16 protein-coding genes and 2 rRNA genes (1 of these 18 cut by a window edge) are annotated in these 20370 nt (G+C 63.1%); 8 read left to right on the forward strand and 10 right to left on the reverse strand.

From position 1 onward, the window contains the following. Positions 1-208: 208 nt before the first annotated feature. Together DESPIGER_RS08220 and DESPIGER_RS08225 are read right to left on the reverse strand one after the other, a co-directional pair. On the reverse strand, positions 209-751 hold the full coding sequence (locus tag DESPIGER_RS08220) for a hypothetical protein (protein WP_072335439.1): 543 nt from the start codon (positions 749-751) through the stop codon (positions 209-211). Between the two features lie 78 nt (positions 752-829). Beyond that, on the reverse strand, positions 830-1336 hold the full coding sequence (locus DESPIGER_RS08225) for a peptidylprolyl isomerase (RefSeq protein WP_072335441.1): 507 nt from the start codon (positions 1334-1336) through the stop codon (positions 830-832). A 143-nt stretch (positions 1337-1479) separates the two neighbouring features. On the opposite strand from DESPIGER_RS08225, the gene mutY reads away from it, so the two are divergent. From mutY to DESPIGER_RS08260, 7 genes are all read left to right on the forward strand, one after another. Continuing rightward, on the forward strand, positions 1480-2679 hold the full coding sequence (gene mutY / locus DESPIGER_RS13320) for an A/G-specific adenine glycosylase (RefSeq protein WP_269456888.1): 1200 nt from the start codon (positions 1480-1482) through the stop codon (positions 2677-2679). Positions 2680-3069: 390 nt separating this feature from the next. Next, positions 3070-3804: a hypothetical protein gene (locus tag DESPIGER_RS08235; RefSeq protein ID WP_072335443.1), complete on the forward strand. Its 735-nt coding sequence runs from the start codon at positions 3070-3072 to the stop codon at positions 3802-3804. A 136-nt stretch (positions 3805-3940) separates the two neighbouring features. Continuing rightward, positions 3941-5260: a transcription termination factor NusA gene (gene nusA, locus DESPIGER_RS08240; protein WP_072335446.1), complete on the forward strand. Its 1320-nt coding sequence runs from the start codon at positions 3941-3943 to the stop codon at positions 5258-5260. Positions 5261-5300: 40 nt separating this feature from the next. Next, on the forward strand, positions 5301-5492 hold the full coding sequence (locus tag DESPIGER_RS08245) for a YlxR family protein (RefSeq protein ID WP_331712408.1): 192 nt from the start codon (positions 5301-5303) through the stop codon (positions 5490-5492). Next, entirely contained in the window at positions 5492-8572 is a 3081-nt protein-coding gene (gene infB / locus DESPIGER_RS08250; protein ID WP_072335452.1) for a translation initiation factor IF-2, read from the forward strand. The genes DESPIGER_RS08245 and infB overlap by 1 nt, the downstream gene beginning before the upstream one ends. A gap of 676 nt (positions 8573-9248) precedes the next feature. Next, on the forward strand, positions 9249-9542 hold the full coding sequence (locus DESPIGER_RS08255; protein ID WP_072337658.1) for a DUF503 domain-containing protein: 294 nt from the start codon (positions 9249-9251) through the stop codon (positions 9540-9542). After that, a complete protein-coding gene (locus tag DESPIGER_RS08260) occupies positions 9535-10542 on the forward strand; it encodes a DHH family phosphoesterase (protein ID WP_231927550.1) in 1008 nt (335 codons plus the stop codon). Before DESPIGER_RS08255 ends, DESPIGER_RS08260 begins: the two co-directional genes overlap by 8 nt. Before the next feature lie 193 nt (positions 10543-10735). Here DESPIGER_RS08260 and DESPIGER_RS08265 read toward each other — a convergent pair whose 3' ends face one another. The 3 genes from DESPIGER_RS08265 to argB all read right to left on the reverse strand — a co-directional run bounded on the left by DESPIGER_RS08265 (position 10736) and on the right by argB (position 13022). Further along, positions 10736-11002: a hypothetical protein gene (locus DESPIGER_RS08265; RefSeq protein ID WP_072335459.1), complete on the reverse strand. Its 267-nt coding sequence runs from the start codon at positions 11000-11002 to the stop codon at positions 10736-10738. A gap of 1 nt (position 11003) precedes the next feature. Further along, entirely contained in the window at positions 11004-12083 is a 1080-nt protein-coding gene (locus DESPIGER_RS08270) for a hypothetical protein (protein ID WP_072335462.1), read from the reverse strand. 159 nt (positions 12084-12242) lie between these two features. Beyond that, complete coding sequence (gene argB / locus DESPIGER_RS08275; RefSeq protein ID WP_072335465.1) at positions 12243-13022, reverse strand: acetylglutamate kinase; 780 nt, start codon at positions 13020-13022, stop codon at positions 12243-12245. Between the two features lie 241 nt (positions 13023-13263). Between argB and gltX the strand changes: the two genes are divergently transcribed. Next, positions 13264-14661 carry a glutamate--tRNA ligase gene (gltX, locus tag DESPIGER_RS08280; protein WP_072335468.1) on the forward strand — a complete coding sequence of 466 codons (1398 nt, stop codon included), beginning with the start codon at positions 13264-13266 and terminating at the stop codon, positions 14659-14661. 237 nt (positions 14662-14898) lie between these two features. Here the strand turns inward: gltX and DESPIGER_RS08285 are convergent, their stop codons facing one another. The 5 genes from DESPIGER_RS08285 to DESPIGER_RS08305 form a co-directional block, all read right to left on the reverse strand. After that, complete coding sequence (locus tag DESPIGER_RS08285) at positions 14899-15528, reverse strand: GNAT family N-acetyltransferase (RefSeq protein ID WP_231927551.1); 630 nt, start codon at positions 15526-15528, stop codon at positions 14899-14901. A gap of 730 nt (positions 15529-16258) precedes the next feature. After that, positions 16259-16714: an IS200/IS605 family transposase gene (gene tnpA, locus DESPIGER_RS08290; protein ID WP_072335474.1), complete on the reverse strand. Its 456-nt coding sequence runs from the start codon at positions 16712-16714 to the stop codon at positions 16259-16261. A gap of 270 nt (positions 16715-16984) precedes the next feature. After that, the gene (gene tnpA / locus DESPIGER_RS08295) at positions 16985-17440 is read right to left on the reverse strand and encodes an IS200/IS605 family transposase (RefSeq protein ID WP_072335477.1); all 456 of its coding nucleotides are present in this window, start codon (positions 17438-17440) and stop codon (positions 16985-16987) included. A gap of 201 nt (positions 17441-17641) precedes the next feature. After that, positions 17642-17756 (reverse strand): 5S ribosomal RNA (rrf, locus tag DESPIGER_RS08300). Positions 17757-17797: 41 nt separating this feature from the next. Further along, a 23S ribosomal RNA gene (locus DESPIGER_RS08305) occupies positions 17798-20370 on the reverse strand (it continues 360 nt past the right edge of the window).

Consider the following 20370-nt stretch of genomic DNA (forward strand, 5'->3'; position numbering starts at 1 on the left):
TTCCGGGAGCGCCGCCCTGACGGGCAGGGCCTGACCGCCCTCCTGCGCTCCCTCGCGTCCGGGAGCCCTCCCCTGTGCGGGCATGCGCCGCCGGATGACGCCACCCGGCGGCATCCCTGAAAAAATGCAGGACCGCCGTCCCCGCAGCCCGAAGGCAGCGCGGGGATGGCGGTCCTTTCGTTTTCCTTGCGGAAGGGCTCCCGACTTTTTACTTGTTGCCCAGGGTCTCCTGGAGCACGTCGATCATGAAGGCATCGGGGTTCTTGGCGCAGGCGGCCAGGAACTTGTCCAGGGTCTCCTGCCTGGCCAGGATGGACTTTTCGGTCACATTGTACTGACGGTTGTACGCATCCAGCCAGATGACGAAGCCGCTGCCGTTCTCGGGATGTTCGTTATAGGCGCGGCATTTGGTCACGTCGGCCTCCCATTCGCCGCTGACGGGGCGGGGCAGCTTTTTCTTGAGGGGCTCCCAGATCTCGGCCACCACGGTGGTGGGCTGCTCCTGGCACATGAGGTAGGCCTGGGGCACCAGCACGTTGATGGCCTGGGGATCGGCCACGGTATAGCCGATGTTGGAGCTTACGAAGCCGTCGATCTGCAGGGCCTGGAAGACGGGCGGATCCTGGCTGACGGCGCCCTGTGCCACGAATTCGGCGCAGATGTAGTTGGCGGGGTCGATCTTTTCGTCTTCCGCCCGGACGGCCAGGGGCAGGGCCAGCAGCAGGCAGCAGCACAAAAGCCATTTTTTCATGTTTCCTCCTGAAAATCCGGCAGCCCCACGGCAGGCGTGGGGCTGACAGTCCAGAATCGGCGAGGAACAGGCCGCGGCCTATTCGAAGCGGCTGGCGCCGGTGATGAGCACCATGTCGGTGGGCACGTTCTCGTGCATGCCCACGCTCTTGGTCTTGACCTTGGCGATCTTGTCCACCACGTCCATGCCTTCCACGACCTTGCCGAACACGCAGTAGCCCCAGCCGCTGGGCACGGGAGCGCTGTAGTTGAGGAAGTCGTTGTCCACCAGGTTGATGAAGAACTGCGCGGTGGCGCTGTGGGGATCCATGGTGCGGGCCATGGCGATGGTGCCGCGCTCATTGGACAGGCCGTTGTCGGCTTCGTTCTTGACGGGGACACGGGTGGCCTTTTCGTCCATGCGGGGGCCAAGGCCGCCGCCCTGGATCATGAAACCGGGGATCACACGATGGAAAATGGTGTTGGCATAAAAGCCGTCATCCACATATTGCAGGAAGTTGGCGACGGTGTCGGGAGCCTTGTCGGGGAAGAGCTCGATCAGGATGTCGCCCGAGGTCGTTTCCAGCAGCACGGTGGGATTGGACATGGTAACTCCTTGAGGGAAATTTGCGGCGGCCGTGCAACACGGCGGCCATCCGTCTCTATACGACAAGCGGCCGGCAAAGACAATGTGCCTCCTCCCTGCTCCGGCGGGGTGACAGGAAGGGCCCGCACGGCTACACTGCGGCCATGAGATCCCGCCAGACCACCGGCCAGCATGCGCTGCCGTCCCTCGTCCCCGTCACCGGTGCCGTGCCGCCGCCCGGCCACCGCCCGCCCGAGAGCCATCTTCCCGAGCTGCAGCAGGCCCTGCTCGCCTGGTTCGCCGCCAATGCCCGGCCCCTGCCCTGGCGGCGCCAGTATACGCCCTATGAAGTCTGGATCTCGGAGATCATGCTCCAGCAGACCCAGATGGAACGCGGCGTCAGCTATTTTTTGCGCTGGATGGAGCGCTTTCCCGACCTGCCCGCCCTGGCCGCCGCTTCCGAGGAGGAAGTGCTGCACGCCTGGGAGGGCCTGGGCTACTATTCCCGCGCCCGCAACCTGCTGGCCGCCGCCCGCCTGGTCATGCGGGAGCACGGCGGCATCTTCCCCTCCGGGCCCGATGCCATCCGCGCCCTGCCCGGCATCGGCCCCTACACCGCGGCCGCCATCGCCAGCATCGCCTTCAACCTGCCCGTGGCCTGCATCGACGCCAATGTGGAACGGGTCATCGCCCGCGTCTTCGACGTGGACAGCCCGGTCAAGTCCGGCCCGGCAGCCGCGCGCATCGCGGAGCTGGCCCGCCGCCTCCTGCCCGCGGGCGAGGCACGCCGCCACAACCAGGCCATGATGGAACTGGGCGCCCTGGTCTGCGGCAAGAAGCCCCGCTGCGGCCAGTGCCCCCTGGCCCGTTTTTGCACGGCCCTGCACCTGGGCATCGTGCATGAGCGCCCCGTCCCGGGCAAAAAGGCGGAGATCACCCCCATCGAGGTGGTGACCGGCGTCCTTTCCAGCCACGGCCGCATCTTCGTCCAGAAACGCCTGCCCCGGGGGGCCTGGGGCGGCCTGTGGGAATTCCCCGGCGGCCGTGTGGAGCCCGGCGAGACGCCGGAACAGGCCGTGGTGCGCGAATTCGCCGAGGAGACGGGCCTCGCCGTCCGGGTGACGGCCCCGCTGGGCGTCATCCGCCACGGCTACACCACCTACCGGGTGCGCCTGCACTGCTTTGCCCTGGAGCCGGTCACGGACGCAACGCCCCGGCCGCCCGAACCGCCCGTGCTCACGGCGGCCACGGCCTGCCGCTGGCTGGAGCGCGGGGAGCTGGAGAGCCTGGCCATGCCCGCCGCCCATCGCAAGCTGGCCGACAGCCTCACGGCGCCGCAGGGGGCGCTGCTGGCGGCTTTTTGAGGCGGCGTTTTGAGGTGGACGGGAAATTTCCCGGCACCGCCGCCCGCAGCTTCCTGCGTCGCAACGGGCACGCCCTCCGGGTCGCCATCCGGTCGCTGGCGCGAGGGGGCCCCATCTCCCCCGCCTCCGTGCCGGGACCTTCCCGCCGGCCATCGCTCCCTTTCCCCCTGCGGGCCCTTGCCGGTCAAAACCGCGCCAAAAGCGGATTTTCCGCCCCAAAGGCCAAAAAGCGCTTGACAGTCCCCCGGTTCTTTCCTTATATGGTTGTCCGAAATGGCGCGGCAGTCACTGCCGCATCATCCTGATGCAGAACATGCGTTCACAACGGGGTGGCCTCAACAGGCCCCCTTTTTTTTGTACTTGCGACCGGGCAGACGCCCAGGAAGGGACATGAGCGAAAACAGCCTCAAGGAAACCGTCACCCGTCTGGCCACGCCCCTGGTCCAGGCTCAGGGTCTTGAAATCTGGGGTGTGGAGATCGCCCAGGCAGGCCGCACCACGGTGCGCGTGTTCGTGGACCTGCCGCAGGAGGTCAAACAGGCCCAGGCCGCACTGTCCGCCGGCAGCGAGCCCGCCGGCGACCTTGAGGACGGCGCCGGCATCATGGAGGCCCGCTCCGCCAGCATCGACCAGTGCGAGGAGATCTCGCGCCAGCTCGGTCTGGCCCTCGAAGTGGAAGACCTCATCGAGCAGGCCTATGTGCTGGAAGTCTCCACGCCCGGTTTCAGCCGTCTGTTCTTCTCTCTCGACCAGATGCGTCCCTATGCGGGCGACATGGTGGAACTGCGCATGGTCTCCGCCTACGCGCCCGAAAACGCCCCCGCGGCCCGTCGCGCCTGGCGCGGCGTCCTGCGCGAAGTCACCGGCAGCGCCGTGCGCCTGGCCCCGGCCAGCGTCTCGGCCGAGGGCGACATCTGCCCCGAGGCCATGGACGAGGTCCTGGTGCCCTGGGACATGGTGCGCCGCGCCAGCCGCATCCATATTTTCCGCCAGCCGCAAAAGCCCGGCAAGCAGCCCGCCCGCAAGGCCGCCAAGGCCGGGCCCCAGGGCGACGCCCCCAGGAAGGGCAAGGCCAAAGGCGGCAAGAGCAAGCATCCCGGCCGCAACGAGGCCGAAGACATATAACCGCACGGGCACGCCCTGCGGTCCTCTCACGCGGCCGCAAGGCCGCTTCGTCATCACCCGCCCGTGACGGCGGTTTCCGGCCCCGGCCGGTACACCAGGAAATTTATGCCGCTCTGTGCGGCAGCCGGAGGTAGCAATGAACCTTGAACTCAAAAAGGCCATTGACCAGATCAGCAAAGACAAGGGCCTTGACCGCGACATGCTCATCAAGACGCTTGAAGATGCCGTGCGCACCTCGGTGCAGCGCCGCTTCAGCGAAGATATGGATGTGGAAGTCCGGTACAACGACAACACCGGCGACATCGAAGTCTACCAGTTCAAGATCGTGGTGGAAGACGGCGAGGTCGAAAACGAGGACACCCACATCGGCATCACCGAAGCCCGCACCCATGATCCCTCCGTGCAGATCGACGACGAAGTCGGTTTCCGCGTGAAGGTGGAAGACCTGGGCCGCATCGCCGCCCAGTCCGCCAAGCAGGTCATCATCCAGCGCATGCGCGACGCCGAGCAGGAGATCATCTACGACGAGTACAAGGACCGCATGGGCGAGATCGTCTCCGGTATCGTGCAGCGCCGCGACAAGGGCGGCTGGGTGGTCAACCTGGGCCGCACCGAAGCCATCCTGCCCCGCGAGGAGCAGATCCCCCGCGAGCACTACAAGCGCAACGACCGCGTGCAGGCCATCATCATCGACGTGCGCAAGGAAGGCCGCGGCCCGCAGGTGGTCATCTCCCGCGCGCACCGCGACTACATGGCCGCCCTGTTCCGCCGCGAAGTGCCCGAAGTGGACGACGGCGTGGTGCAGATCATGGGCGTGGCCCGTGACCCCGGCTCCCGCGCCAAGGTGGCCGTGCTCTCCCGCGAGCGCGACGTGGACCCCGTGGGCGCCTGCGTGGGCGTGCGCGGTTCGCGCATCCAGAACATCGTGCAGGAACTGCGCGGCGAACGCATCGACATCGTGGTCTGGAGCCCCGATATCGCCACCTACGCCCGCAACGCCCTGGCCCCGGCCATGGTCTCCCGCATCGTGGTGGACGAGGAAGAGAACCTGCTGGAAGTCATCGTGCCCGATGACCAGCTGACCAACGCCATCGGCCGCAAGGGCCAGAACGTCAAGCTGGCCGCCCGCCTGCTGGGCTGGAAGGTCGATATCTTCACCGAGACCCGCTACAACGAGGCCAACGCCATCGGCCACGGTCTGGAGCAGGTGGCCAGCGTGGCCGAAGTCTCCATGAACCAGCTGCTGGAAGCGGGCTATACCTCGCTGGACCTGCTGCGCCAGGCCAGTGACGAGGAACTGTCCGACAAGCTGGCCATCTCGGACAGCCGCATCGCCGACCTGCGTTCGGCCATCAACTTCCTGGCCCCCGTGGCCGAGCCCGAACCCCGGGCCGCCGAGGAAGACACGGCCGGCGCCGGCAACAGCGGAAACGCCCAGGATGGTGATGAAGACTAGCCCCGACGCGCCCGCCGAGGGCTGCGAAGGGCCAGTGAGAATGTGCGTCATCTGCCGCCGCCGTTTCGCCAAGGCGGCACTGACGCGCCACGTGCGCGACGCGCACGGAAATTTGACTATCGACACGCCGCAGACCAGTCCGGGCAGGGGCTGGTACCTGTGTGACGATCCGGCCTGCGCGGCACGATTCGCCAGGTTCAGACCGTCCAGGCGGCGCAAGGGGGAAAAGTAATGTCGGACAGTAAAATCAAAATCAAGGATCTTGCCGCTGAGCTCAAGATGGATGCCAAGGAACTGCTGCAGGAGCTGCAGTCCATGGGCTTCAACGTCAAGAGCGCCCAGGGCTCCATCCCCATGGAAGAAGTGAGCGGGGTTCGCGACCGCGTGGCCGAGAACCGCCAGCGCAAGGCCGACCGCAAGGACGACCAGCCCACGGTCATCGTGCGCCGCCGCCGCGTGAAGGACGAAGCCCCGGCCGAGGAACAGGCCGCGGCCGCTCCCGAAAAGGCCGCCGCTCCGGTGGAGACGCCCGCGGCCCGCGTGATCTCCGTCCCCGAAGCTGAAAAGGCTCCCGAAGGCAAGCCCGAACCTGCGAAGGCCGAACCCGGGGCCGAAAAGACTCCCGAACCCGCCGCCCCGGTGGAAACGCCCGCTGCACGCGTGGTGGCCGCCCCCGAGGCCGAAAAGGCTCCTGAAGCCAAGCCCGAACCCGTGAAGAACGAAGCCAAAGCCGAAACCAGGCCCGAAGCCAGGCGCGAAGCCCGCGCGGCAAAGGCGACGCCCCAGACCGCCCGCGTGGTGGCTCCGGCCGGCGCCCGCGTCATCAGTCGTCCCGATGCCACGCCCACGGCCCGCATCATCCGGCCCGCCCAGGCCGCCACGCCCGTGACCAGGGCGGACGCCAGGACCGAGCCCAAGCCCGAAAAGGCCCCCGAAGCCAAGCCCGAAGTGCGCAAGAGCGCCGTGCTGGCCGCCATCAACGCCAAGGAAGCCGCCGAGAACGGCGCCGCGGAAAAGGCCGCCAGGTCCCGCGCCGGCCGTCCTGACGCTTCGGCCATGCCCGAAGGCTCCTCCGCGCCCACGCTGCTCCAGCGCGAGGCCCGCGAGAACCGCGACGAGCGGCCCGCCGAAGCCACCCCCACCCGCGCCCGCGTGGTGGCCCCGGCCCCCCAGGTGCGCGTCATCTCCCGTCCCCAGCCCGGTGCCGCGACCACCCGCGACAGCCGTGACGGCGGCCGTGACCGTGACGGTCGCGACAACCGTTCCGGCCGCCCCGGCGGCAACCGTTCCGGCTTCGGCGACCGTCCCCGCAGCGGCGGGCCCCGTCCTGCCGGCGGCGGCTACAGCGCTCCCGCGCCGGCCGCTCCCCTGGACAGCCGCGACGGCCAGAGCAAGAAAAAGCGCAACAAGGGCCGCCGCACCGTCGATTTCCAGCAGGGCGATTTCGGCCGCCATCAGGACGATGATGACGCGCCGCGCATGAACCGCAGCACCCGCGGCCGCCGCAAGCCCGGCAAGCCCGCCGCCGTGCAGGCCACCCAGCCCCTCAAGGCCGCCAAGCGCAAGATCCGCGTTACCGAAGCCATCCGCGTGGCCGACATGGCCCACCAGATGGGCCTCAAGGCCAACGAGATCATCAAGGTGCTCTTCGGCCTGGGCGTCATGGCCACCATCAATCAGTCGCTGGATATCGACACCGCCACCCTGGTGGCCGCCGAATTCGACTACGAAGTGGAAAAGGCCGGCTTCTCCGAAGAAGATTACCTGCTGCCCCAGCAGGAGGACAAACCCGAAGACCTCAAGCCCCGTCCCCCGGTCGTCACCATCATGGGCCACGTGGACCACGGCAAGACCTCGCTGCTGGACGCCATCCGCAAGTCCAACATCACCAGCGGCGAAGCCGGCGGCATCACCCAGCACATCGGTGCCTACCATGTGAAGACCAAGCGCGGCGAGATCGTCTTCCTCGACACTCCCGGCCACGAGGCCTTCACCGCCATGCGCGCCCGCGGCGCCCAGGTCACCGACCTGGTCATCCTGGTGGTGGCCGCCGATGACGGCGTCATGGAACAGACCCGCGAAGCCGTGAACCACTCGCGCGCCGCCGGTGTGCCCATCATGGTGGCCGTCAACAAGATGGACAAGCCCGGCGCCGATCCCGACCGCGTGCTGCGTGAGCTGTCCGAGATGGGCCTGCAGCCCGAAGAATGGGGCGGCGACACCATCGTGGCCAAGGTCTCCGCCAAGACCCGCCAGGGCCTGGACGAACTGCTGGAACTGGTGGCCCTGCAGTCCGAGATCATGGACCTCAAGGCCAATCCCAACAAGCCCGCCCACGGCCGCATCGTGGAAGCCAAGCTGGACAAGGGCCGCGGCCCCGTGGCCACCGTGCTCATCCAGGAAGGCACCCTGCACCAGGGCGACAACTTCGTGTGCGGCCAGTTCTCCGGCCGCGTGCGCGCCCTGATGAACGACCAGGGCAAGAAGGTCAAGGAGGCCGGCCCCTCCATCCCCGTGGAAGTGCAGGGCTTTGAAGGCGTGCCCGAAGCCGGTGAGGAGTTCTTTGCCGTGGCCGACGAAAAGCTGGCCCGCCGCATCGCCGAGATGCGCGCCACCAAGCAGCGTGAACGCGATCTGGCCAGCGAGTCCAAGGTCACCCTGGAGACCTTCCTGTCGCGCCGCGCCTCCGACCAGGAGACCCTGACCCTCAACCTGGTGCTCAAGGCCGACGTGCAGGGCAGCCTGGAAGCCATCACCGAGGCCCTCAACAAGCAGAGCACGGAAAAGGTGCGCATCAACGTGGTGCACGGCGGCACCGGTGCCATCTCCGAATCCGACATCATGCTGGCCTCCGCCTCCCAGGCCATCATCATCGGCTTCAACGTGCGTCCCACCTCGCGCATCAAGGACATCGCCGAACGCGAGAGCGTGGACATCCGCTACTACGATATCATCTACAAGCTGGTGGATGACATCAAGAGCGCCATGGCCGGCCTGCTGGCTCCCGTGCAGCGCGAAGTCTACCTGGGCCAGGCTGAGGTCCGCAACACCTTCAGCGTGCCCAAGGTGGGCATCATCGCCGGTTCCTATGTGGCCGACGGCAAGATCGCCCGCAACGCCGGCGTGCGCCTGCTCCGCGACGGCGTGGTGGTCTACACCGGCAAGATCAGCTCCCTCAAGCGCTTCAAGGACGACGCCCGCGAAGTGGTCAAGGGCAACGAATGCGGTGTGGGCCTGGAGAACTTCAACGACGTCAAGATCGGCGACATCATCGAAGCGTTCGAAACTGTCGAAGAAGCTGCCACCCTGTAAGCCGTGGTGGCCCGGGCGGCCCGACCCCTGCCGGACTGTCGCCCCTCGTAGCTTCCTTCGTCGCAACGATGGGCGCATCGAAGCGTTCGAGACCGTCGAGGAAGCCGCCACCCTGTAACAACGACAACCCGTGTCATGGCCGGGCCTGCCCCCGGTCCCGACAACGGATACCCCCATCGGGGAATGTCCCCCTTTTCCCCGCCAAGGCGGCCGGTCTCCCGGCCGCCTTTTTTGATGGGGCCGGTATACGTGAGGGGGAAGGGGACCTTTTTGGAAAAAGGTCTCCCTTCCCCCTCACACTCCCCCATCCCTCCAAAAACTTTTATGCAGGTCTGTGATGGGCCGTCATGGCGCACAGGCCGGTCTTCGTCCGCCGGTCTCCCGGCGATATGGCTGAAAGGCGAGACACACCCGCCAGGTTTCTTACGGTGGCGGATCCCCCGCAACGGATGCCCTTTTCAAACGCCGCACTATCCTTTACAAAATACGCCTGCTTTCCTGCCTTTTCCCGGGGAAGAGGACGAGAGCAGGCCCGCCGCGCAACGACGGGGACCCGTCATACCGACCAAAACAAAAGTTTTACGGGGGGATGGGGGTCCGGGGGAAGGGGGACGCTTTTTCCAAAAGCGTCCCCCTTCCCCCGGCCTTGCCTCTCCCGAGGCCCGATACCATGCCCATGTTCGTAGCAGTCCTGACCGTGGAGTTCGCCCTTGACGGCAACGACAACCTCAAGGCCAAGCGCCGTGTGGCCAACAGTCTGAAGCAGAAGGTGCGCAACCGCTTCAACGTGGCCATCGCCGAGGCAGGCACCGAGAACAGCCTGACCCGCCTGCGGCTGGCCGTGACGTCCCTCTCCAACAGCGAGAGCCACTTGCGCAGCCGCATGGACAAATGCGCGCTGATGATGGAAGCCGTCTGCACCGAAGAAATGACCGACAGCGAGGTAGAGATCTATGCCGTTGATGACTGAGATACCCGAAAACTGGCGCGAGCTCGCCGCGCGCGTAGCGGCAAGCCTGCGCGGCCTGGACCGGGTGCTGGTGGCCGCCCATGTGAATCCCGACGGGGATGCCCTGGGCTCCATGAGCGCCCTGGGCTGGCTGCTGAAGGCCCTGGGCAGGGAGTTCGTCCTTTACAGCCCTTCGGGCGTGCCGGACTATCTGTCCTTCCTGCCCCTGCCCTGCACGCTGCTCACCAGCCTGGAGCGCCTGCCCTTCGAGCCGAAGGCCCTGGTGCTGCTGGACTGCGGCGAAGCGCACCGTCTGGGCGACGATCTGGCCACGGCCCTGGAGGGCCGCTTTGCCGGGACGGCCAGCATCAACATCGACCATCACCTGGGCAGCGACGGCATGGGGACGGTCGACAACTGGATCGAGCCCGCCGCCGCGGCCACGGCCCAGCTGGCGGCCTATGTCTGCCTGGCGGCCGGTCTGCGCCCGGAAGGCCCGCTGGGCGAATCCCTGGCCCTGGGGCTGGTGACCGATACCGGCGGCTTCCTGCACGGCAGCACCACGGCCGCGGTCTTCCGTCTGGCGGCCCTGCTCTGCGACAGCGGCTGTGACATCCACATGCTGCGCGAAAAGCTGGACAACAACTGGAGCCCGGCCCGCATGGCGCTCTGGGCCCGGCTCATGCAGCGCGTGGAGCTCTGCTGCGACGGCCGTGCGGCGCTGGCGCTGGCCCGTCTGGAAGACCTGCGCCAGTGCGGGGCCCTCAAGGAGGATCTGGAAGGCCTGGTGGAGCAGTTCCGCCGCCTGCGCGGTGTGGAGGCCTCCGGCATCCTGCGGGAGGACGCGCCCGGCATCTACAAGCTCAGCCTGCGGTCCACGGGCACCACGGACGTGCGCTCCGTGGCCGTGCAGTTCGGCGGCGGCGGCCATCGCAACGCGGCGGGCGGCACCCTGCGCATGGAAGGCGAGGAAGCCTTCGACGCCGTCCGTACGGCCCTGTGCCGCCTGTTGCAAGGGTAAGGCCTGTTCCCGCAACGATGCAAAAGGGACCGCGGATGCGGTCCCTTTTTTGTGCGGGCAACGGTGGGGATGTTTTCGGCACCGGGAACATCCGGGCGGATGCGGGGACATCGGCCCCGGCCGCGGAAAAGCGGGGTCCCCGGGCCCGGACGGCTGCCCCGGCGGGACGCGCGGCGGGCCGGGAACCGCTGCCCTAACCGGGGATGTAGCGGTTGATGGTGGCCGCGCCTTCCTCATGGGCACGGTAGTAGATGCGCAGCTCGCCGTTTTCGTCCAGCTCGAAGCGGGATTCCTGGACAAGGCCGTTGACCTCGGCGGTCATGAGCGCGGAAAGGATGTCTTTTTTGTTGAGGGCCCGGAAGGTGCCGTAGGTGCCTTTCAGGGCCTCGATGATGTCTTCGGGGCAGGCTTCGTCCACCGTGGTCAGATACTTGAGGATGGCAAAGTTCAGGGGTCTCATCCTACTGCTCCTTTCTGCGGAAGAGGGCCAGAGGGTTGGTGGCGATGGTGAAGATGCCCACGACCATCAGGACGGCGCCGACCCAGGCCACCGGCGCCATGTTCCAGCCGTCGAGGCCGAAGAAGACACCCAGGATGAGCCAGCAGAAGAAGGGACCCCAGAAGGAATAGGCACCGTTACAGGCCATGCCCAGGGCCGCGCCGCACATGGCGTTGCCCCGGTACCAGCACATGAAGTTGAAGTAGCAAAGGAAACCGGCCACGATGAACCACTTCATGGAGTCCATGTCGGCAAGGGCCTTGCCCAGCATGGCAAAGCCGTCCGTCTGGCCGATCCAGCCCAGGATGGGCACCAGGATGATGAGGTTGGAGATGCCGATGGTCACTTCACGGATGGTGATGCCCACTTCGGAATCGATGATGGACACGCCGTAACCGCACACACAGCCTTCGATGCCCCAGCCCAGGGCGGCCAGGAAGCCGAACAGCAGGCCCAGCATCATGTGGGGGCGCGCCTCGATGCCGCCCATGCTGGAGAAGCCGATCAGGGCACTGGCCGAAAAACAGATCAGGATGCCCAGCATCATGCGGGGCGTCAGGGGCTGCCGGAACAGGAAGCGGGCCAGGATGGCACCGATGGCCGGGCACAGGGCGCTGATGGGCACGACGATGGAACCGGCCATCTGCAGGCCCACCACATAGCAGGTGGAGGCGAAGGGGCCCCCGAACAGGGCCGCGATGATCATCATGGCGCCGGGACGCGTCTTGAAGCTGCGGCCGAAGTCGCCCAGTTTGCCGCGCAGGGCCGCCATGATGAGCGCCCAGATGGCGGCGCAGCCGTCGGTCAGGCCGGCCCCCAGGGCACTCAGCAGGAAGAGGACGGCGAATTCCGAAAGGCCGGAACCTTCACCATACCAGACAGCCCAGACACCCAGGGCCATGGCATAGGTCATGAAGGCCGTGTACATGCCGTAGACCATGCCGGACGAGACAGCCGTCAGGATGCCCCGCGTCTGGAAACTTTTTTTCATGGCCCGTCTGGCGGCCACGGCAGCCGCGCTGGGAGCAGCACATTGTGTCATGACTCCTCCAAATGATCCGTTAGCGGGATCTCAGTAAGTTACAGTACGCCTGCGGCACAGGGCCGTGCCCCGCCCGGGCTGGGGAGCGGCCGCGCTGCCGGCAAGGACTGGCATCACCGGGAAGGGACGGCCCCTCCCGGCATCCTCTTTTCCGCGAAACTAGGCCGTGACCACCGTTCCCAGCGGTTCGCCGTCCAGCAGATAACGGCGCAGGCTGGAGGGCTGGCGGCCATCCAGGATCAGGGCCCGGGAGCAGCCTTCGTCCAGGGCATGCAGGCAGGACTGCACCTTGGGGATCATGCCGCCGTTGATGACGCCGGCCTCCAGGAGTTCGGCGATGCGGGCGCGGTCCAGGGAGGGGATCAGCTTCTTGTCCGCATCCAGGACGCCGGGCACATCGGAGATCAGCACGAAATAGTCGGCATGCAGGGCACCGGCCACGGCACCGGCCGCCGTGTCCGCATTGATGTTCAGGGCCTGGCCCTCGGGGCCGGAGGCCACGGGCGCCACCACGGGCAAAAAGCCGCCGTCCAGCAGGCAGGCGAGCACGGAGGCGTCGACCTTTTCCACCTCGCCCACCAGGCCCAGCACAGGGTCCTTCACCCGCGCCCGCAGCAGGCCCGCATCCCGGCCGGAAAGGCCCGCGGCACGGGCGCCGTGCTGCAAAAAGCGGCTGACCACGCTCTTGTTGACCTGGCCGCACAGCACCATCTCCACGGCCTGCATGGTGTCGGCATCGGTCACGCGCAGGCCCTTCTCGAAACGGCTCTCGATGGCCAGGCGGTCCAGCAGGGCGTTGATCTGGGGCCCGCCGCCATGCACCACCACCAGGCGCATGCTCTGCTGCAGAAAAGCCATGTCGTCGGCAAAGGCCGCGTTCAGTTCGTCCCTGTCCATGGCATGACCGCCATACTTGATGACAACAGTCTGGGTGCTCATATCTTCTCCTTGAGGCACAGGCATGAAAATGCGGCAAGACCGCCTCACCGCTGTAGCACCCCCGGCCGGGAAGGCGCAAGGGCCTGCCGCTGTCCGGCTTCCGCCCGCCATTGCAAGGCGCGCGCATTGGGGTTATCCTGCCCTGCCTTGCGGCCGCAGGAAATGCCGTCCACGCGCAGCCTGCCCGCTCCCCTGACCGCCAAATCACCTCGACGGCCTGCCGTCGATGAAGGACAGTACCATGAATAAAGTCGTTACCCGTTTCGCGCCCAGCCCCACGGGCCATCTGCACATCGGCGGCGCGCGTACCGCCATCTTCTGCTGGCTGCTGGCCCGCCACTTCGGCGGCGAGTTCCACCTGCGCATCGAGGACACCGACCTGCTCCGCTCCAAGCAGGAGTACACCGACTCCATCCTGGCTTCCATGCGCTGGCTGGGACTGGACTGGGACGGCCCCCTCAACTACCAGACCCAGCGCACCGAACTGTACAACAGCTATGTGGACAAGCTGCTGGAGACCGGCCACGCCTACTGGTGCTCCTGCACCCCCGAGGAAGTGGAAGCCATGCGCGAAAAAGCCCGCGCCCAGGGCCTGAAGCCCCGCTACAACGGCTGCTGCCGCGAACGCAACCTGGGCCCCGGCGAAGGCCACTGCGTGCGCCTCAAGGCCCCCCAGGCCGGCAAGGTGGTGTTCGACGACATGGTCAAGGGCCGCATCGCCGTGGACGTGAGCGAACTGGACGACATGGTCATCCGTCGCGCCGACGGCATGCCCACCTATAACATGGCCGTGGTGGTGGACGACTACGAGATGGGCATCACCCACGTCATCCGCGGTGACGACCACGTGTCCAACACCCCCCGCCAGATCCTCATCTACGAAGCCCTGGGCCTGCCCGTGCCCACCTTCGGCCATGTGCCCATGATCCTGGGCCCCGACCGCCAGAAGCTCTCCAAGCGCCACGGCGCCCGCGCCGTCATCGAATACCAGAACGACGGCCTGCTGCCCCAGGCCCTGGTCAACTATCTGGTGCGCCTGGGCTGGTCCCACGGCGACCAGGAGATCTTCACCCGGGAAGAACTCATCAAATTCTTCGACGGCACCAGCCTCAACCCCGCTGCCGCCGCCTTCGACCCGGCCAAGCTGGAGTGGATCAACGCCCACTTCATGCGCGAGATGCCCCTGGACGAACTGGCCACGCTGGTGCGTCCCTTCGTGGAAAAGGCCGGGCTGCCCGCCGATGTCGCCGACGACAAGCTGGCCGCCCTGTGCCATATGTTCCGCGAGCGCGCCGGGGACCTCAAGGCCCTGGCCGAGTCCTTCCGTCCCCTGCTGGTCGGCGCCGACGAGCTGGTCTATGACGAAAAGGCCTGCGCCAAGAACCTGACCGATGCCGGCAAGGCCCATCTCAACGCTGTGGCCGAGCGCTTCGCCGCCTGCGATCCCTTCGACGCTCCCGGCCTCGAAGCCGCCCTGCACGGCTACATCGAAGGCAACGGCCTCAAGTTCAAGGACGTGGCCCCGGCCCTGCGCACGGCCCTTATGGGCTTCATGGGCGGCCCCCACCTGCCCGAGATCATGGCCTTCCTGGGCAAGGACGCCAGCCTGGCCCGCATCCGCCGCGCCGCGGGCATGTAAGCCCTTTGACGGCCCCCTGTGCGGGATTGCCCTGAAAATGAAAAAGCTGCCTCACGTCATCGTGAGGCAGCTTTTTTCGTCATCCGGCGGATGGCTCCGCCAAAGACAGATCCCTGCCGTCCAGCCCCGCCCATGCGGGCATCCTTCCGTGAAGAGCGGCGATCCGGGAAGGCATAGGCACCCCCTGTGCGAAAGGGCACACTGTCCCGCAGGGCATCGCCCCTCCTGTCTCCGAAGCTACACGGCCCAGCTTTCTTTGCGGGCCACATAGAGCAGGTGTTCCATGTCCTGCCCGCCATAATGCCTGCTGAAGCGCCCGCACAGTTCCATGCCGTTACGCCTGGCCACCGCCAGAGACGGTGTATTGTCGCTCCTGATGCACGAAAAGACTTCCGGTACACCCAGGACGTCAAAGGCGAATTCCATGCACGCACGGGCCGATTCTGTGGCATATCCGTGGTGCCAGTACTTTCTTGCCAGCAGATAGCCCACTTCCGGCACCTGCAAGGCCCGGGGCGTGGCATCGATGCCGGCGCTGGACAACGCGGAAGTCCCCGCCTCTTCCGCGGCCGGGGCCGGTCCGTCACCCTCGCCATCAGCCGCGGCGGTACAGGCCGTCACCCCCGCACAGTCCTGTATGGTGATGCCGCACTGCCCGATCATCTCGCCCGTTTCCCGCAGCTCCACGGCCAGGGCACCGTATCCCGGCAGCACATAGCGGGCCTGCTGGCGCCGCAGCCAGTCCCAGACTTCCCTGTCACTGAAGGCATGCCCCCAGGCATACATCACCCCGGGATCCTGCAGGTAACGGCACAGGGCCGGGAAATCCGCATCCGTCATGGGACGCAGGCAACAACGTTCCGTCATGATCTCCAGCATCGATCCAGCTCCCTAATCATAATCTTGCGGAGGGCACAGTGCCCTGTTCCCGCCCGCTTGTCCACAAGGATTTCAGAAAATCTTCACGGCAGGGCCCGCCAAGCTCCCTGTAAACAAAGACCGGTCATCAGCACCAGCCATGCGGGTGTCACGTTCCGGGGCGCCCTTCCCGCGGGTGCTCTCCGTTTTCAAGAGCCACATATCTCTGTCCTGCCCGGAGGCGGATTTGCGGGTATGGAAGCCGCCCCGCACGTCTCCGCAGGCTCTCCCATCTTCGACAGGCTCACCGGCAAAAGTTTTTGGAAGGATGGGGTGCGGGGAGGGAGAACCTTTTTCCAAAAAGGTTTCCCTCCCCGCAGAGTTTTTCCTCACTTCAAATCTTCATCAGCTGCCTGCGGTCTTGCCCTGCCCGCAAGATTCCCCCTGAGAAACGGCTACCCCCTTTTGAGACGACCGTTTGGGGTGACCCCCGGTCGAGCTCCCCACCAGGCGCGGCCTCCTGCCGGGAGCGGCGAGACATCAGGGGCCGGAGGAGCGCTGGCGGTAGTTCCGCAGCCCGTTCCTCTTTTCCAACAAAAAAAATCCCCGGTGGACCGGGGACAATCAGAACCACCCGCAAAGCGGGTGGTTTGCTCTGGCCCTATAAGGGCCTATTACCGGCTGCGCCTAAAGACGCTGGCTTTCACGCTGTTCAAGCCCAGTGCCCTTGCCGCCTTGGCTACCCCTTAAAGGGGTCTTGATATTCGCGTGATGTCAGCTTGTCTCTCATAATGTCGTGACGTTCCTGATCCTGAATATATTTTTTGATCGTTGCCTCATTAAGCCCCACCGTACTGACATAATATCCTTCGGCCCAAAATTTTCTGTTGCCAAACTTATATTTAAGGTTTGCGTGCTTATCGAATATCATCAACGAACTTTTCCCTTTCAGGTAGCCCATGAAATTTGCCACACTGATTTTAGGAGGAATAGACACCAGCATGTGGACATGATCCGGCATCAGATGCCCTTCCAGAATCTCAACCCCTTTATATTTGCAGAGACATTGCAAAATTTCTTTTATACTTTCACGAAGCTGTGCGAAGATTATTTTCCTTCTATATTTTGGAGTAAAGACGATATGATACTTGCACAACCACTTCGTATGTGCTAAACTATGAGACTTAGTTTTCATAACAAAAACACCTTTCCGTTAAAGTTGCGATGGGCTTGAACAACTTCATCGTATCGGAAAGGTGTTTTTGTGTGTATAACGTATTGTCTCCACCCGCATAGCGGGTGGTTTTTTGTTTCGCACCTGTCAGGCGCTCAACAGGCTAAAGCCCATAATCAGAACCACCCGCAAAGCGGGTGGTTTGCTCTGGCCCTATAAGGGCCTATTACCGGCTGCGCCTAAAGACGCTGGCTTTCACGTTGTTCAAGCCCAGTGCCCTTGCCGCCTTGACTACCCCTTAAAGGGGTCTTGATATTCGCGTGATGTCAGCTTGTCTCTTATAATATCGTGGCGTTCCTGATCCTGGATATACTTTTTAATCGTTGCCTCATTAAGCCCCACCGTACTGACATAATATCCTTCGGCCCAAAATTTTCTGTTGCCGAACTTATACTTAAGGTTTGGGTGTTTATCGAATATCATCAACGAACTTTTCTCTTTCAGGTAGCCCATGAAATTTGCCACACTGATTTTAGGAGGTATGGACACCAGCATGTGGACATGATCCGGCATCAGATGCCCTTCCAGAATCTCAACCCCTTTATATTTGCAGAGACATTGCAAAATTTCTTTTATACTTTCACGAAGCTGTGCGAAGATTATTTTCCTTCTATATTTTGGAGTAAAGACGATATGATACTTGCACAACCACTTCGTATGTGCTAAACTATGAGCCTTAGTTTTCATAACAAAAACACCTTTCCGTTAAAGTTGCGATGGGCTTGAACAACTTCATCGTATCGGAAAGGTGTTTTTGTGTGTATAACGTATTGTCTCCACCCGCATAGCGGGTGGTTTTTTGTTTCGCGCCTGTCAGGCGCTCAACAGGCTAAAGCCCATAAAAAAAGACCCCCTCGCGCTGAAAGCGGCAAGGGGGTCTCGAACGATCTTTGGCAGCGGCCTACTTTCCCACATGACGTTATGCAGTATCATCGGCGATGGAGAGCTTAACTTCCGAGTTCGGAATGGGGTCGGGTGTACCCTCTCCTCTATGGCTACCAAAGAAATTTGTCAAAATATTGAAACAGGGATGGAAGATTTTCGAGAAACAAGACGCACGGGCTATTAGTACTGGTCAGCTCCACCCCTCACAGGGCTTCCACCTCCAGCCTATCGACGAGGTCGTCTACCTCGGCCCTTCAGGACTTGCGTCAGGGAGAACTTATCTTAAGGCAGGCTTCCCGCTTAGATGCTTTCAGCGGTTATCCCTTCCACACATAGCTACCCTGCTGTGCCGTTGGCACGACAACAGGTCCACCAGTGGTGTGTCCATCCCGGTCCTCTCGTACTAGGGACAGGCCCTTTCAATTCTCCTACGCCCACAGAAGATAGGGACCAAACTGTCTCACGACGTTTTAAACCCAGCTCGCGTACCACTTTAAACGGCGAACAGCCGTACCCTTGGGACCTGCTTCAGCCCCAGGATGTGATGAGCCGACATCGAGGTGCCAAACCGCATCGTCGATGTGAACTCTTGGATGCGATCAGCCTGTTATCCCCGGCGTACCTTTTATCCAATGAGCGATGACCCTTCCATTCGGGATCACCGGATCACTAACACCTACTTTCGTACCTGCTCGAGATGTCTCTCTTGCAGTCAAGCTCCCTTCTGCGTTTGCACTCGACGGCTGGTTTCCAATCAGCCTGAGGGAACCTTTGCATGCCTCCGTTACATTTTGGGAGGCGACCGCCCCAGTCAAACTACCCACCAGACACTGTCCTCTTACCGGGTAACGGCGAAGAGTTAGGGACCTGAACAAACAAGGGTGGTATTTCAACGTTGCCTCCCCCCATACTGGCGTACAGGGTTCACGGGCTCCCACCTATGCTACACATGCAGGCTCAAATCCCAATGTCAAGCTATAGTAAAGGTGCACAGGGTCTTTCCGTCTTTCTGCGGGTACACGGCATTTTCACCGCGACTTCAATTTCACCGAGTCTCTGGCCGAGACAGTGTGGAGATCGTTACGCCATTCGTGCAGGTCGGAACTTACCCGACAAGGAATTTCGCTACCTTAGGACCGTTATAGTTACGGCCGCCGTTTACTGGGGCTTCAATTCGGAGCTTCGCTTGCGCTGACTCCTCCTTTTAACCTTCCAGCACCGGGCAGGCGTCAGTCCGTATACGTCGTCTATACGACTTGGCACAGACCTATGTTTTTAGTAAACAGTCGCCACCACCATTTCTCTGCGGCTTTTCAGGGCTCGACAGAGTGAATCGCTTCACCCTAAAAAGCACCCCTTCTTCCGAAGGTACGGGGTTATTTTGCCGAGTTCCTTGGCCAGAGTTCTCTCGAGCGCCTTGGATTATTCATCCCACCCACCTGAGTTGGTTTCCGGTACGGTTTGCGTGTCCTATACTTAGAAGCTTTTCTAGGCAGCATAGACTCGACAACTTCAGCCCTTGCGGGCACGGACTCGCGTCTCAGGATAGAGAGAAGCGGATTTGCCAACTCCTCATCCCTACACGCTTGCACCGGGACAACCAGCGCCCGGCTTGCCTATCTTCCTGCGTCCCTTCATCGCGCGAACACACAAGTACGTGAATATTAACACGTTTCCCATCAGCTACGCCTTTCAGCCTCGCCTTAGGGGCCGACTAACTCCGGGAAGATTACCTTTACCCGGAAAACCTTGGGTTTACGGCGAACGGGTTTTTCACCCGTTTTATCGTTACTCATGTCAGCATAATCACTTCTCCACAGTCCAGCATGCCTTGCGACACACCTTCTGCCCGTGAAGAACGCTCCCCTACCAGACCGCTTACGCGGAATTCAAAGCTTCGGTACCATGCTTAGCCCCGTTACATTTTCGGCGCAACGTCATTAGACCAGTGAGCTATTACGCTTTCTTTAAACGATGGCTGCTTCTAAGCCAACGTCCTGGGTGTCTCTACAACGTCACCACCTTAACCACTGAGCATGGATTTGGAGACCTTAGCTGTTGATCTGGGCTCTTACCCTCTCGACGACGGACCTTAGCACCCGCCGTCTGACTCCCATGGTACATCTGACCGGCATTCTGAGTTTGATAGGGTTTGGTAATCTGGTAGGACCCCTAGCCCTGTCAGTGCTTTACCTCCGGCAGACAATCCATGAGGCTATACCTCAATATATTTCGGGGAGAACCAGCTATCACCGGGTTTGATTGGCCTTTCACCCCTATCCACAAGTCATCCAAACCGTTTTCAGCCGGTATTGGTTCGGTCCTCCACAAGGTTTTACCCTTGCTTCAACCTGCTCATGGATAGATCACCCGGTTTCGGGTCTAATCCGCACTACTCGTCGCCCTTGTCAGACTCGGTTTCCCTACGGCTCCACTCACGCTTAACCTTGCAGTACAGATTAACTCGCTGACTCATTATGCAAAAGGCACGTGATCACGGAACAAGTCCGCTCTCACAGCTTGTAAGCACCAGGTTTCAGATTCTCTTTCACTCCTCTGACAGAGGTTCTTTTCACCTTTCCCTCACGGTACTGGTACACTATCGGTCGTCGGTTAGTACTTAGCCTTGGAAGATGGTCCTCCCGGATTCCCACGAGGTTCCACGTGTCTCGCGGTACTCAGGTACCGGCTGTGTCGCTTTCGGTTTCAGGTACGGGGCTGTCACCCGCTCC

The sequence above is a fragment of the Desulfovibrio piger genome (genome assembly GCF_900116045.1).
Classification (GTDB): domain Bacteria; phylum Desulfobacterota; class Desulfovibrionia; order Desulfovibrionales; family Desulfovibrionaceae; genus Desulfovibrio; species Desulfovibrio piger_A.